Origin of the sequence: Halorubrum salinum (genome assembly GCF_024494575.1) — an archaeon.
Lineage (GTDB): Archaea > Halobacteriota > Halobacteria > Halobacteriales > Haloferacaceae > Halorubrum > Halorubrum salinum.
In genome coordinates this window covers 168783-182781 of the sequence record NZ_JANHDO010000004.1, presented here as the reverse complement: position 1 = coordinate 182781, position 13999 = coordinate 168783, and the positions used below count along the sequence as shown (strand labels likewise).

Genomic DNA, 13999 nt, shown 5'->3' with positions numbered 1-13999 from the left:
TAACCGTGATCTGTATTTACAGGTGCTTTCTTTTATTCGCTCTTCGGAAGTAGACTGTTGGTCAGGTAGAACTGTCGCTGTGGAAGCGTAGCGGGCAAGGGTGACTCGAACCCGTCACCCGAACACGATGTTCCCATTTGAACTGCTGAGTTCGGAGGCGAGCGCCGCGAACCTGCTCCAGCAGGTTCGCTGGCGAGAGGGCCTCTGTTGCCCGCACTGCCGGTCTGAGTCAGTGATCAAACACGGCACTATCGAGAGTATCAACGGTATCTTTGTAAGGATTGCGACCGCACGTTCAACGACAAGACCGGCATCGATCTTCGCGCACGCGAAGATCGGCCTCGACAAACTGTTGTTTGCGTTCTACTCGTTCCTCCGGTTCAACACGAGCATCCGCCAGTCAGACGCTGAAATCGACGTTTCGTATCGGTCGCTCCGGCGGCGCGTCGAGCAGTTCGCCAGAATCCTCGACACGCCAGCCATCTCCCTCGTTGGCCCGGTCGAGATCGACGAGTTCTGCGTCTCTGCCGGGAAGAAAGACCGTGAACGCGACCAAGAGTCGCGCTCGCGTGGGCTCTCGAAACGCGGCCGGGGAACGTACGATGAGGACAAACCGCCGGTGTTCACGCTGGTTGATCGCGGCAGCGGTCAGCGATACGTTATCCCGGCAAAATCCGCCGACGAAGCGACGGTGCGACTCCTTCTCGGCAACCACGAGAAGGAGTCGCAAACCGTCTATACTGACGGATTTCGGGCCGACGATTCACTCGACGATGACGAGAGCCCTCACCGAGAAGCAGTTATTCACAGTGACGGCGAGTACGTTGATAGAGACGCACACATGAACACGTGCGAGAGCCACGCGTAGCTGGCGCGACGGTGGCTCTCGCTGCATCGAGGCGTCCCAAAAGACAAACTGACAGCGTATCTCAGACCGCTCCAACTTCGGCGACGAATCCTCCGTGAACCCGGTCGAGAGGTGCTGAAATAGATTATCAAAGCAGTTCTCTGACTCACCAACAATCTACGTCACAAGAGCGTCTTTTATTTTATTTATGAACAGATGACTCTCCCACTACCTCTGCTGGGGATCCGACAACCAATTTATATTCTTCAACATCGCCGAGTACGGTTGAATTCATACCCACTTCTGCCCCCTCATGGATTGTACTGTATGATGCGATAGCAGCAGCAGGTTGCATCCGTACTTTGTTTTCTAGTACAACGTGTCCTCCAAAGACACAACCCACCGGAATATAACAGTCTTGGCCAATATGAACATCGTGTGCAACGTGAACAAAATTATCGAGTTTCGATCCACTCTCGATAATTGTCTCATCAAACATAGCTCGGTCAATGCAAGTATTTGATCCAATTTCTACGTTATCACCGATATGGATTTCACCCACTTGATGGTGTTTTCGAAGTTTCCCTTTATGATCACGCATAAAATATAACCCATCGCCTCCAATGATTGCTCCGGGTTGAATCACACAATTATCTCCGATTGTAACATAATCTGCTATGTATACGTTCGCACCGATTGAACAGTTGTCTCCGATGATTGCGCCGTCTTCGATTGTAGCAGATCTATGTATCTCTTTTGAGTCCACAAACTCTTCGGTGACTTTACAATACAACAAGCGTGGGTTATTCGCGATAAGAGTGGCACAACGCTTGCGTTTGTGGGTTAGACTGGGTGGTACAATAAGAATACCAGCATCCGTCTTTTTGATTGTCTTTGGATCATCATAACTGGTTGCATATGTCAGATCGTTTTTTGTTGCGTGCTCTAGGCTTGCAACACCAGTTACCAAGGTCGGGTCCCCTTGGTGCTCTACTTCATACTCTATCGCTATCTCTTCTGATTGTAATTCCATTGTTTCTACTATCGACCTGTCTTTATAATAATGTGGCTATTAAGCTGCAGAATACAAATCTAGTGTTGTACTACAGGTCTACAGTAACTTGTCTCAGTTGAGATTCTCAAAAAGAGACCGGTTTTATTTCGATGTGATCAGTACAAACACTAACTTTTTAGTTTCTGATAACAAACCGTATCGTAAGAATGGAATCCAGGTATTAAACCTAATCGACAGTAATTGTTGCATCTGTCATCCTTGTAGTCATCCTCAATATTGTGGTACACCGTTTTCCGCTGGGAGAAAGAGATATTGCCGGGTTATCTCAATCATTCTCGGTGTAATGATTGCTAGAATTACTGTAGTCATTATCATCTGATTATATTTATCCAACCATCCCATCCATAAATTTATTTTATATAAATTATCTTATTTTATCACTGTTGAACGATCTGCCACCTCAGACAAAAAACATATGAAAATAGCAGAATTTGAATAGAACTAGCCAGTTCTGAAAATCAATCTCTAAACGACGATCTGAAAATTGAAAAAGTATAACCCAATCGGTTAAGTATAACTGAACGTGACAAAACCAAATATACTATTAATTGTATTAGATTCTGCTAGAACAGACTATATAAAACAGTACGCTAACGAACTCATGGAGATCTCGCAAGGGGGTGTATTCTATGAACATGCGGTTGCACCGGCTAGGTGGTCTCTTCCATCTCACGCCTCTATATTCTCAGGTAAATTGCCAAGTGAACACGAAATATTTTACGACGGGCAAAACCTGTCTGCTCCTTTGGTTGATGAGCTAAACTCAGAAGGATACACCACATCTGGTTTTTCAGCAAATCCGTATGCTTCTGAACGGTGCAGCTTTGATCAACCATTTGATATTTTTGAGGAACCAACTCGGTATGAGGAATCCGGGTTCAAACCTGCCGAGTATGATTCTGTGCATAATGGTCTTTGGCACTACTCAGACGTTGTTAAGCAGGCATTATTAAATGATCATCCAATTGCTAGTATAAAAAATGTTGCTGTTGATAGTTGTCTCAAGCTTGGACTGATTAACGGTGACCAACGTACACACAATACATTTCAGAGAGCTACTAAATTCCTGCGACAATATAGCAGTAATTCCCCATTTTTCACATTTATCAACCTTATGAGTACCCATTCACCATATCAACCCTCCGCTCAAAGGCAGTGGAGAGTTAGTAACAGAATCCACAAACAAGATTATATAGAACATTTGAATAATTCATTTGTCCGTCCGCCAGAGTTTTTGGAAAAATACTATTCTACTACTCATGAAATCAATGAAACTCATCTGCAAAATATAAAAGATTTATACAAATCTGAGGTAAAAAATGCTAGCATATATGCTTCGAGATTATATAAAACAGTAAAAGAAGTTCAGAATGATCGAGATACATTAGTTGTTATCACTGCTGATCACGGACAGGCGCTAGGGGAACCAGAATATAATGGTGAGCGGCGGATGGGACACGTTGAGACCGTGAGCGATAACGTTCTGAAGGTACCGTTATTAATCCTTCATCCAGACATAAATGACATTCCAGATGGGACAGCTGAACTACGTTCAATATTTAACCTTTGTCGTAATGCCGCGGTGGAAAAAAACGAGGAAGTCACAAGTGTAATCGAAAGGAGTGATATTTGTATCTCAGAGTGTCCAGCTACAGGGAACGAAGACTACTTGAACCGAAATAATATTCCGGATCGGGTCAACGACTTACAAGCAAAGATTCACACTGTAGTTGGATATTACGACAATATGAAATACATGGAAAGGTCAAATGGCGAACAAGTATTTTGGAAAGCAAGTTCAGAGGAGTCCATAGAAGCCGCCCCATCAATACTGATTGAGGCCGTTCAAGACCGTTTGACGGACCTAAAAAAGGCCAACAAAGGACACAGACCCGCAGACCCCGAAGATGAGACAAAGAAGAGACTAAAGGATTTGGGTTATATTTGATCTATACACAAACAGAGACCAACACACCATGAAGAATAACATTCTACTAATAATATTAGATAGTGTACGGGCACAAAATACCAGTCTGCATGGATACCAGCGGCAGACAACTCCATTCATATGGACTTTGCAGAAAATGCTACGACATATCTACAAGCTAGAGCACCAAGTGAAAGGAGTATCACTTCACATGCGTCAATTTTCACCGGAGAGCTTGTTCGACAGCATCAATTGACTTCTTCAAATAAATCATTCGAACCAGGTGCTACGATTTGGAGCGAATTAAAATCTGAAGGATATGATACTGGCGTGTTCTCTACGAATCCGTTTCTGACGGAGCTCAATATAGGACTATCTAGAGACTTCGACAAGACAGTAGGTAACCAAGTGGACCTACTTTTCCCTAATGCAAATGATCCCCGAGATGATCGATTTGAGATTATTGACGGTGGTGTCAAAGACATATACAATTTTATATCCCAATCATATACTGAAAATAGCGTTACCAAGTCTATATTTAATGGTGTTAAATTAAAGATTGATAATTCGATATTCGGAGAGACAACTAATTCGCACCCAGATCGAAAAATATCGAATTCGTTTATAAAATGGGTCGATAATACATCTCGACTGTGGGCTGCCTGCATCAATTTAATGGGTAGCCATCTGCCCTTTGTTGCACAGGAGCAATATCGAAACTGGTCGAGTGATGATCAGATAGCAGAATATGAAAGTGTAGACGACGAGATCTGGCAGTTTGCTTCCAATGAGGGATCGTGGTCAAAAAAGCAAAATCATATCAATTTATATGATGATTCAATCCTTCAAACAGATAATGATGTGAGACATATTCTTACGAATATTCAAGAGGATATAGAGAATACGTTGGTGGTAATTACATCTGATCATGGCGAAGGGTTCGGAGAACAGAGTGAATATAAGCCAATTCAAATCAGTTCGCATGGCGAAGCAGCTGGGCTCAATGAAGAACTGTTACATGTTCCGCTTGTTGTTAAGTATCCCAATCAAACAGATGAAAAATGTGTGAGTTCACTTTCATCACCCGTGAATTTTCCAAAGGTAGTACGAGGTGTCGTCAATGACAAGCAAAGGAGCTTTAAGCAACCTAATGGGTGGTTTTTAGCTTCATCACGTGGCATCGGGCCGAAAGCTAAAGATAGGGCATCAAAGTATATTGATGATTTTTCAAACTATGCAGTTGGAGCCGACAAGATACAGACAGACGCATTGTACCTCGAAGATGATAACAAAAATATACATAAGATGATACGATATAAAAACCGATATACCTATGCTAATTGTTCAAACTTCAAAGATATTGTATCTATAGATGATAAAGTGATATCTGGTCGATACGACTCATTTTTAGAGAAAATTACCACATCTAATATGACAAGGGAATCAGAACAAGAAAATTCAGCTTCAACAAAAGAAACCCTGCGACATCTTGGATACATGTAAGACAAGGTCAGTATCGTTACTAATAAGCACATGTATGTCAGTGGACCATCTAACACTTAATATGGAACTCAGTATTATAATTGTTAACTGGGAGTCAGATATACAACTTACGAGATGTCTGTCCTCGATCGAGCAGAACTCCCTCGACCGATCGTACGAAGTCCATATAATTGACAATAATTCACAATCTATCGATTTTGGATCCATTGTGAGTGAATTCAGAGAAGTGGATGAGTTTAATTTCTATCGTTCGAGTAATAATATTGGAGCGGCCGTTATAAACGAAATACAGGAGAGAATTGAGGGTGAATACGTCCTGTTTTTGGGTCCAGATGTAGTTATACTTCCTCAATCCCTCCAGAAACTGTGTCGACATCTTGATCAAAACAACAGTGTCGGCGGAGTGACTGCAAAATTGCTAAACCCGGACTTGTCTGCGCAAATGTATTACTATCGATTTTGGAACTTACCGATGGTGTTTTTCACTCAAACAATTATTGGTGAACAACTGGATAGTCGCCTCCTTTCGAATAGAATGAGAAAGTATTATTACGGAAAAGAAATTGACGTAGGTGAGGCTACTACGCTTGATCAACCACCTGCTGCTTGCTTGCTTGTGCGTAATGAATTGCTCGGATCTGATTATATTATTGATCCAAAATTCGAGTTTTATTTCAACGATGTCGATGTCTGCAAAAGAATCTATGATTCCGGATACCGAATTGATATCTGTCCTTCTGCAGAAGTTATTCACAAAAAAAGCAGCTCATTTACTAAGCGACAATCAGTATGGAGCCAGTATACAATGAAAGCTGATCTTGTTGAGTACTTCCGAAAACATCACCAGAGGCAATCATACATTATCGAAGCTATGATTATAGCGGATCTACTGTTTAGGATACTGGTCATACCGCTGCACAAAATCATTATTGAAAAAGATATACAACAGACAAAAATAGCAGCAAAAAACAATATTAAAATACTACGGGAATATCTTCAAGAGCGGCTACAGTAAATGTCTGAGTGTATGAATGAAAAATGCCAATGAACGTATCTGTTGCACTTTGCACTTATAATGGCTCTCCGTATCTGAGCCAACAAATAGATAGTATTTTGTCACAAACATGTACTCCAGATGAGGTAATTGTGTTTGACGATCAATCAAACGATAATACTATTGATATTTTGTATAAATATGAAGATGAGTTCCCAAATCTATTCAATATACACCAGAATAGCTACAATATAGGACCAAACAAGAATTTCGAGCGTTGTATTAGACACTGTTCCGGAGATGTGATCGCTATATGTGATCAAGATGATGTTTGGGCTCCAACAAAACTTGAGAAACAAGTTGGAGCAATAAAGGAGCAACCTGAACCGTTGATTTATCATAACTCAATTGTAACATCTGAAAGACTTGAGAGGCGTACTACACTATGGGATTCACTTAATCCTGTGTACTCTGAAAATAATCAAGATCAAATCGAAAAAGTACGCCAGCTCGTCCGACGAAATTATGTGCAAGGTGCAACAATCTTGTTTGACACGTCATTAAAAGACAAGTTTCTTCCCATCCCACAAAATTGGAACTATGACTATTGGATCGCAGTTATCACTGCGATATCAACTGGAATATATGGTTTAAATGAGCCATTATTATTATATCGTCAGCATCAAAATCAGGTGGTTGGTTCAAAAAATAATACTTTTTTGATCGTGTTCACGATAGTTTTTCCACTACCCATGATCAATATATCGAAAAAAGAGATCGGTGGACAAGGCTATACAAGTATCTAACTGGATGTACTGAATTCTCTTATACTTGTAATGAGGATCTTGTTGATAGTATTCTCCAAAACAAAATAATATATGAATCTAACAGAGCGAGGATATATAATTCGGATGGGGAATCTGCAAATAAATTTCGTCTTGTGTTTGAAAACATGTCTAATAGCTACTATGATATGTACTCGGAGGGATCCTTGTCAGCGGTGCGGGATATGGCTCAAATTGTGTATGATGCTCTGAGTTGATTCTAGTCTGGAATTTTCATATCTATTCTCTCCAAGGTGGCTCACACATTTTTTTTAATATGGCCATTCAAGTGGTCAGTAGTGTCTACTGCTGATACACAAATAAGCGGCGTCAAGTTACGAGAGCTAAACGTAAACGCAGACGAACGCGGCCACCTAACAGAGGTGTTTCGCGAGGATTGGGATACATACGACGAAAAGCCGGCGATGGCGTACTATTCGATGACGTACCCCGGAACGATCCGGGCGTGGCACCGACACCTCAAGGGGCAGAACGATCACTTCGTCTGTCCGACTGGACGGATCAAGGTCGGAGTTTACGACGAACGAGACGATTCACCGACAAAGGGAGAAATAAATACGTTCGTCATCGGCGAGCACGACCAGAAGGTGATTCGCATCCCGGGTGACTGTTGGCACGGTTTTAAGGCGATCGGCGACGAGCGGGCGATGCTCATAAATTTCCCCACGAAGTTGTACGACTACGATGATCCGGACGAAGAGCGCATTCCATACGACACCGACCGCATCCCGCTCGACTGGGAAGCACCCCCACACGAGTAAATGAAGGGCGTTCTCCTCTCGGGCGGAACCGGCTCTCGGCTCCGCCCGATCACGCACACTGGCCCGAAACAGCTCGTTCCCGTGGCGAACAAACCCGTCCTAGAGTACGCCGTCGAGGACTTCAAGGCCGCCGGAATCACCGAAATCGGCGTCATCCTGGGCCACAAGGGCCGCGACGAAATTCAAGACCTCCTCGGCGACGGTTCGAAGTACGGCGTCGATATCACCTACATCGTTCAGGGGAACCCCCTGGGACTCGCACACGCGGCCGGATGCGCCCGAGACTTCGTCGGCGACGACGACTTCGTGATGTACCTCGGTGACAACATCCTTAAATCGGGAATTACCGACCTCGTCGAGAGCTTCGAGGCTGGCGACTACGGCGCCGGGATCGCGCTCCAGCGTGTCGATGATCCCCAAGCATTCGGAATCGCCGACGTCGACGAGAACGGAAACGTCACTGAGCTCATCGAGAAGCCCGACGATCCGCCCACTAACCTCGCGCTCATCGGGATGTACGTCTTCTCGCCAGCCGTGTTCGACGCCATCGATAACCTCGAACCCTCGTGGCGTGGTGAACTCGAGATCACCGATGCGATCCAGTCACTTCTCGAAGATGGATACGAGATCGACTCGCATGTCGTCACCGGCTGGTGGAAAGACACCGGAAAACCAGAAGATATCCTCGAAGCGAATCGGCTCGTCCTCGAAGAGACGAATCTCACCACCGATGGCACCGTCGCAGAGGACGCGACGACCGACGGTCGGGTTGGCCTTGCTGAGTCCGCAACTATCGAAGACGGCGCGGTCGTCCGTGGTCCCGTCTCTATCGCTGAAAACACTACGGTCAAAAGTGGAACCTATGTCGGGCCGTATTCATCGATCGGCGCGAACGTCACTCTCTCGAATATCCACATCGAAAACAGCGTCGTCATCGGCGACTCAGAGATCACTGCATCTGGGCGAATCGTTGACAGCCTGATCGGACGAAGCGCGAACGTCGAGAGCACGGACGGATTACTCCCAGAAGGTCGACGGCTCGTCGTCGGCGAGAACTCACAGCTCAAACTCTAACGATGCGCATTATCACCCATACCTGCCCCGACTGCGGTACGGTCGTCGCGGCGAACGAACTGGAGTCCAACCGCGTGATGAAGTGTCCCGGACTCGGCTGTCAGGCAGTGCTTCGATTCGACGACCTTCCAGAGGACGCTCGCGATCACTTCCTCGACAATCGGGAGCGCTATCAGATCTGATCTGCGGAAGAACCGAAATCGACGGTGTTGAGATCGTCTTCGATTGTCGGTTGTGGACGGCCGAGCAACGACTCCACTTTCTGAACATCGAGACAACTGTACGCTGGCCGGGCCGCTGCACGCTCGACTGACTCGGTCGACGCACTCACAAGCGAGCTCTCGCTTGCGCCGAGACGCTCCGCGATCCGTCGGCCGAACTCGTAGGGAGTGATACACGAGGACGACGCGACGTGTGTGATCCCCGTGTGATCTGCCGCCAACAGATCCAGTATCGCTTCGGCGGCGTGGCCGGCACGCGTTGGTGTAACCCACTGGTCGGAGAACACCGGGACAGGAACGTCCTCCTGGAGTTTATCGCGAATCCACGCCGGAAATCCGGTGATTGTCTCCTCACTTCGGTGAACCCCCCAGACGAACGCGAGCCGGACCACCAGTGCCGACGACATTGTAGCCATCACCGATTCTTCACCGGCCAACTTCGACTCGCCGTACACTTGCTGTGGGTTCGGACGATCGGACTCACAATAGGGGTCTCGCTTCGTCCCGTCGAAGACGTAATCGGTCGAAACATGGACAAATTCGATATCCCGATTGCGACAGTCGAGAGCTAGTCTTTGTGGCCCCTCAGAATTGAGTGCGTGTGCAAGTTCCGGATTAGAGTCACACCCATCGACGTCAGTCATTGCAGCACAGTTGATGACTGCGTCCGGTTCGTACTCCGCGAGAATATCGGAAAACCGCTCTGGTGAGCGAAGGTCGAGAGCGCTCAGCGGTATCTCAAAATCTGGGCGAGTAGAGTGATACGTTCCACAGAGTGACCACCCACGACGCCTCCCGGCGTGTACGACGTTACTTCCGAGGAGGCCGTTGGCCCCGACGACGAGGAGACGCATGATCGAATGCTCCGACAGTAATCTAATTAAGTCCCGCGAAGAAAGCCGCGACATGCGAATTCTCGTCACTGGCGGTGCCGGATTTATCGGATCGAACTTCGTTCGCCACTTACTCGACACGCACGATGATCAAGTTGTCACCCTCGACGCCCTGACGTACGCGGGATCTAAGGACAATCTTGGCGACACACTCGATGATCCGAGACACGAGTTCGTGGAGGGGGACATCCGTGATCGCGAACTCGTCGACGATCTCGTGTCTGATGCCGATGTAGTGGTCAATTTCGCTGCGGAGTCACACGTGGATCGCTCGATCGAGGGAGCGAAACCGTTCGTTACGACGAACGTGCAGGGAACGCAGACGCTTCTCGACGCAGCCAACGAAGCAGGCGTCGATCGATTCGTGCAGATCTCGACCGACGAGGTGTACGGACAGATTCTCGACGGAACGTTCTCTGAAGACGACAATCTCACCCCACGGAACCCATACGCTGCGACTAAAGCGAGCGCAGATCTGCTCGCTCAGAGCTATCACACGACTCACGACCTTCCGGTGCTCATCACACGCACGAGCAACAACTTCGGTCCGCGACAACATTCGGAAAAGCTCATTCCGAAGTTCATCCAGAACGCTGCCGCGGGCGAAACGCTCCCCGTCTATGGAGACGGATCAAACGTCCGTGAGTGGATCTATGTCGAAGACAACTGTCGCGCACTCGATCTAGTACTTCGAGAGGGCGCAGTTGGCGAGATATACAACATCGGAAGTCATGCCGAGAAGACGAACCTCGAGATCACCGAAGCGATCTTGGAGGCTGTTGGAGCAGACAACGATCTAATTGAGTTCGTCGATGATCGCGCCGGTCACGACCAGCGATACGCGCTTGATACTGCAAAAATCGAAGCACTCGGATGGGAACCCGAATACACTTTCGAGGACGGACTCACGAAAACGATCGAATACTACCTCTCTGACGAATAACCAACTATCGAGACGATTTATACTGAGATCTCTAATATAAAAGAGGCTCTCGAATCGGGCTATGCACTCGATTGAATCGAGTAGAGATCCGCGTATTCTCCCTCATCAGAGAGGAGTTCTTCGTGCGTTCCCGACTCAACAATCTGACCCTGTTCGACCGTGTGAATCTGATCTGCGTTCTGTACCGTCGATAGCCGGTGCGCGATCGCGATCATCCCGTACTCACGGTCCATCGCCTCGATCGACGCCTGTACCTCTTTTTCCAGACTGGAGTCAAGATCGCTTGTCGCCTCGTCCAACACCAAGAAGTCGGCGTCGGTCAACAACGCCCGCGCAAGCGCCACGCGCTGTCGCTGTCCACCGGACAGCCGTACACCGTCGTCGCCTAACTCCGAGTCGTACCCTTTCGGCAGGTCGTCGACGAACTCGTCGACCTTCGCGATCGCACAGACGTCCTCAACCTCCTCACGCGACGCATCCCGATTTCCGACCGTCACGTTCCCCTCCAGCGTGTCGTTGAAAATGAACGGCTGCTGGCGCACCACCGCGATGCGGTCACGCCAGGCCCGTGAATCGAACTCGTCGATTGACCGCCCGTCTGCGGTGATATCGCCCTCGTCCGGGTCGTAAAACCGCGCCAGAAGCGAAACGATCGTCGACTTCCCGGCACCCGACTGTCCGACGAACGCGACGAACTCGCCGCGCTCGACGGAGAAGGAGATCCCGTCTAACACCTGCTCGTCGTCGGTGTAGGAGAACCGAACGTCGTCGAACTCGATCTCTGACACGCGGTCGGGGTCGGCATCGCCGTCAGACTCTCGGCGACCGTCGAGTTCCTCCACGAACGCCTGCGTCCGAATGAGGTGCGAGAGGTTGCCCTCCATGTTGTAGAAGTTGCTGTTCAGGCGGCTCACCAGCGGGGCGAGCCGGAACATCGCGAGGAAGAAGATGCCGAGCGCGCCGAGCGCCAGCCCGCTGTACGTGAAGCCGACGTAGATAAGCGCGAACAGTGTCAACGCCGCCGCGAGGTCGTAGAAGTTCTGGATGGCCGCCTTGTTCCGATCGAGATCGATCGACGACTCGCGGTACTTCCCGATCCACTCGTCGAACACGTCGAACACCTCGCCAGAGAGACCGAACAGCTTCACGTCGCGAATGCCCTGTGTCCCGGCCTGTACCGCCTCTTGCACACGCTCGTTCGATGTCGCGACGCGAGATCCAACCGTGTACGCGGGCTCGATCACTTCACGCAGCAGGTACGTGATTCCCCCGAGCAGCGCCAGCGCGCCGAGCGCCATCCGCGGCGCGATGTAGAACATCACCGAGAGGTAGACCAAGGCGAGAAACGTCGTCTCTATCGACTGGACCGCGAAGCGGATCACGCGACCGGAGTACCGTGTCTCTGTGATGATCGCGTTCAAGATGTCGTCCGAGCCCTCTTGGTCGAAGTAGCTCACCTTCGCGTCGAGCGCCGAGTCGAACGCCTCCGTCCGAAGCAACTCCTCGTAGGTTTTCTGGAGAATCGATCGCAGCCACGTCACAAGAAATGAGAACGTGAACCGCGCCGTCATCGCCAGCCCGACGCCAATAATCAGATACTCCAACTGAAACGGAATCCCGATGAACTGGTATACTTCCAGGAAGACACCGAGCAAGCCGCCGGCCTGCGTGATCGGTTCCTCGGCCTGTGCGACCTCCAGAATGGGCCAGATGAAGCTGAGTCCGACGCCCTCCAAAAACGCGGTGGCGCCGCCGAGAACCACGATCACGGCCGTGATCTTCGGGCGGAACTGCGCGACTCGACGTAACGCCGTCAGTTTCTCTCTCCACGTGATGTTCTCGCTGGCGTCCGTCATTCGAGTGCGCGATGCTTCCCGTGCTCGCTTGATAAGATTGCTGTTTGGCGGAGCGAGGTGCCCGAAGACGCGCTCACAAAGTATTTCCCGCCACCTCGACATCCACAAGCCATGCAAGCAGTCGTACTCGCCGCGGGCAAGGGCACGCGCCTCCGTCCGCTCACCGACGACAAGCCCAAAGTCCTCGTCGAGGTCAACGGCACGCCGCTGGTCGAGGACGTCTTCGACAACCTGATCGACGCGGGCGCGACCGAGCTGGTCGTCGTCGTCGGCTACAAGGCTGAACAGATCATCGACCGCTACGGCGACGCCTACCGCGACGTCCCCATCACCTACACCCACCAGCGCGAGCAGCTCGGCTTGGCCCACGCCATCCTTCAGGCGGAGCCGCACGTCGACGGCGACTTCATGCTCATGCTCGGCGACAACGTGTTCCGCGGTAACCTTCCCGACGTGACCAACCGCCAGCAGGAGGACCGCGCCGACGCCGCGTTCCTCGTCGAGGAGGTGCCCTACGAGGAGGCCTCCCGCTACGGCGTCTTGGACACCAACGAGTACGGCGAGGTCGTCGAAGTCGTCGAGAAACCCGACGACCCGCCGAGCAGCCTCGTAATGACCGGCTTCTACACCTTTACGCCCGCGATCTTCCACGCGTGTCACCTCGTGCAGCCCTCCGACCGCGGCGAGTACGAACTCCCCGACGCGATCGATCTCCTCATCCAATCGGGCCGCACCATCGACGCGATCAAGCTAGACGGCTGGCGGATCGACGTGGGCTACCCGGAAGATCGCGATCGGGCCGAAAAGCGACTGGACGAACTGGCCGACAAAACGGACACTGACGATGGTACAGAGCCGGACGATACCGACGAGGCAGTTGTTGACGGATAGGGACGCTCCTATATCGAGTCGATCCGCGTCTGAACCAGGTCTATAGCCACATAGCAACCCGACTGCGTCGAGTTTCTCATGTCTCCGAACATACCGCGGCTTCACCGCCGGGCGGAAAGACGGTTGGGGTCGGATCGTCTGTCTGCCGTCGAAAACGTCGATGATCGTC

Annotated in this window: 12 protein-coding genes and 1 pseudogene; 10 read left to right on the top strand and 3 right to left on the bottom strand. The window is 49.6% G+C overall.

The genetic code is table 11. From position 1 onward, the window contains the following. Positions 1-127: 127 nt before the first annotated feature. Positions 128-991: pseudogene (locus NO930_RS11705) on the top strand (IS1595 family transposase). Between the two features lie 58 nt (positions 992-1049). On the opposite strand, the gene NO930_RS11700 reads toward NO930_RS11705, so the two are convergent. Further along, positions 1050-1880, bottom strand: coding sequence for an LpxD N-terminal domain-containing protein (locus NO930_RS11700; RefSeq protein WP_256403603.1), 831 nt, complete (start codon positions 1878-1880; stop codon positions 1050-1052). A gap of 565 nt (positions 1881-2445) precedes the next feature. On the opposite strand from NO930_RS11700, the gene NO930_RS11695 reads away from it, so the two are divergent. From NO930_RS11695 to NO930_RS11665, 7 genes are all read left to right on the top strand, one after another. Beyond that, complete coding sequence (locus tag NO930_RS11695) at positions 2446-3870, top strand: sulfatase-like hydrolase/transferase (RefSeq protein ID WP_256403602.1); 1425 nt, start codon at positions 2446-2448, stop codon at positions 3868-3870. 120 nt (positions 3871-3990) lie between these two features. Beyond that, positions 3991-5352: a sulfatase-like hydrolase/transferase gene (locus NO930_RS11690; RefSeq protein WP_256403601.1), complete on the top strand. Its 1362-nt coding sequence runs from the start codon at positions 3991-3993 to the stop codon at positions 5350-5352. Between the two features lie 61 nt (positions 5353-5413). After that, a complete protein-coding gene (locus NO930_RS11685) occupies positions 5414-6367 on the top strand; it encodes a glycosyltransferase (protein WP_256403600.1) in 954 nt (317 codons plus the stop codon). A 23-nt stretch (positions 6368-6390) separates the two neighbouring features. Beyond that, the gene (locus NO930_RS11680) at positions 6391-7152 is read left to right on the top strand and encodes a glycosyltransferase (protein ID WP_256403599.1); all 762 of its coding nucleotides are present in this window, start codon (positions 6391-6393) and stop codon (positions 7150-7152) included. Between the two features lie 317 nt (positions 7153-7469). Continuing rightward, a complete protein-coding gene (locus NO930_RS11675) occupies positions 7470-7952 on the top strand; it encodes a dTDP-4-dehydrorhamnose 3,5-epimerase family protein (protein ID WP_256403598.1) in 483 nt (160 codons plus the stop codon). Further along, positions 7953-9026 carry a glucose-1-phosphate thymidylyltransferase gene (locus NO930_RS11670; RefSeq protein WP_256403597.1) on the top strand — a complete coding sequence of 358 codons (1074 nt, stop codon included), beginning with the start codon at positions 7953-7955 and terminating at the stop codon, positions 9024-9026. 2 nt (positions 9027-9028) lie between these two features. Continuing rightward, the gene (locus NO930_RS11665) at positions 9029-9208 is read left to right on the top strand and encodes a hypothetical protein (RefSeq protein ID WP_256403596.1); all 180 of its coding nucleotides are present in this window, start codon (positions 9029-9031) and stop codon (positions 9206-9208) included. Here NO930_RS11665 and rfbD read toward each other — a convergent pair. After that, the gene (rfbD, locus tag NO930_RS11660; RefSeq protein ID WP_256403595.1) at positions 9199-10101 is read right to left on the bottom strand and encodes a dTDP-4-dehydrorhamnose reductase; all 903 of its coding nucleotides are present in this window, start codon (positions 10099-10101) and stop codon (positions 9199-9201) included. The genes NO930_RS11665 and rfbD overlap by 10 nt on opposite strands. A gap of 52 nt (positions 10102-10153) precedes the next feature. Between rfbD and rfbB the strand changes: the two genes are divergently transcribed. After that, complete coding sequence (gene rfbB, locus NO930_RS11655) at positions 10154-11083, top strand: dTDP-glucose 4,6-dehydratase (RefSeq protein ID WP_256403594.1); 930 nt, start codon at positions 10154-10156, stop codon at positions 11081-11083. A 59-nt stretch (positions 11084-11142) separates the two neighbouring features. On the opposite strand, the gene NO930_RS11650 is transcribed toward rfbB, so the two are convergent. Continuing rightward, positions 11143-12939 carry an ABC transporter ATP-binding protein gene (locus tag NO930_RS11650; protein WP_256403593.1) on the bottom strand — a complete coding sequence of 599 codons (1797 nt, stop codon included), beginning with the start codon at positions 12937-12939 and terminating at the stop codon, positions 11143-11145. 111 nt (positions 12940-13050) lie between these two features. Between NO930_RS11650 and aglF the strand changes: the two genes are divergently transcribed. Beyond that, positions 13051-13830, top strand: a complete 780-nt coding sequence (aglF, locus tag NO930_RS11645; protein ID WP_256403592.1) for a UTP--glucose-1-phosphate uridylyltransferase AglF — start codon at positions 13051-13053, stop codon at positions 13828-13830. Positions 13831-13999 lie beyond the last annotated feature (169 nt).

What these genes read in the sequence shown, in the direction of transcription:
- NO930_RS11665 (WP_256403596.1), top strand. Translation starts at nt 9,029, where the DNA reads ATGCGCATTATCACCCATACCTGCCCCGACTGCGGTACGGTCGTCGCG.
- NO930_RS11690 (WP_256403601.1), top strand. Translation starts at nt 3,991, where the DNA reads ATGGACTTTGCAGAAAATGCTACGACATATCTACAAGCTAGAGCACCA.
- rfbB (WP_256403594.1), top strand. Translation starts at nt 10,154, where the DNA reads ATGCGAATTCTCGTCACTGGCGGTGCCGGATTTATCGGATCGAACTTC.
- aglF (WP_256403592.1), top strand. Translation starts at nt 13,051, where the DNA reads ATGCAAGCAGTCGTACTCGCCGCGGGCAAGGGCACGCGCCTCCGTCCG.
- NO930_RS11650 (WP_256403593.1), bottom strand. Translation starts at nt 12,939, where the DNA reads ATGACGGACGCCAGCGAGAACATCACGTGGAGAGAGAAACTGACGGCG.
- NO930_RS11700 (WP_256403603.1), bottom strand. Translation starts at nt 1,880, where the DNA reads ATGGAATTACAATCAGAAGAGATAGCGATAGAGTATGAAGTAGAGCAC.
- NO930_RS11685 (WP_256403600.1), top strand. Translation starts at nt 5,414, where the DNA reads ATGGAACTCAGTATTATAATTGTTAACTGGGAGTCAGATATACAACTT.
- NO930_RS11680 (WP_256403599.1), top strand. Translation starts at nt 6,391, where the DNA reads ATGCCAATGAACGTATCTGTTGCACTTTGCACTTATAATGGCTCTCCG.
- NO930_RS11670 (WP_256403597.1), top strand. Translation starts at nt 7,953, where the DNA reads ATGAAGGGCGTTCTCCTCTCGGGCGGAACCGGCTCTCGGCTCCGCCCG.
- rfbD (WP_256403595.1), bottom strand. Translation starts at nt 10,101, where the DNA reads ATGCGTCTCCTCGTCGTCGGGGCCAACGGCCTCCTCGGAAGTAACGTC.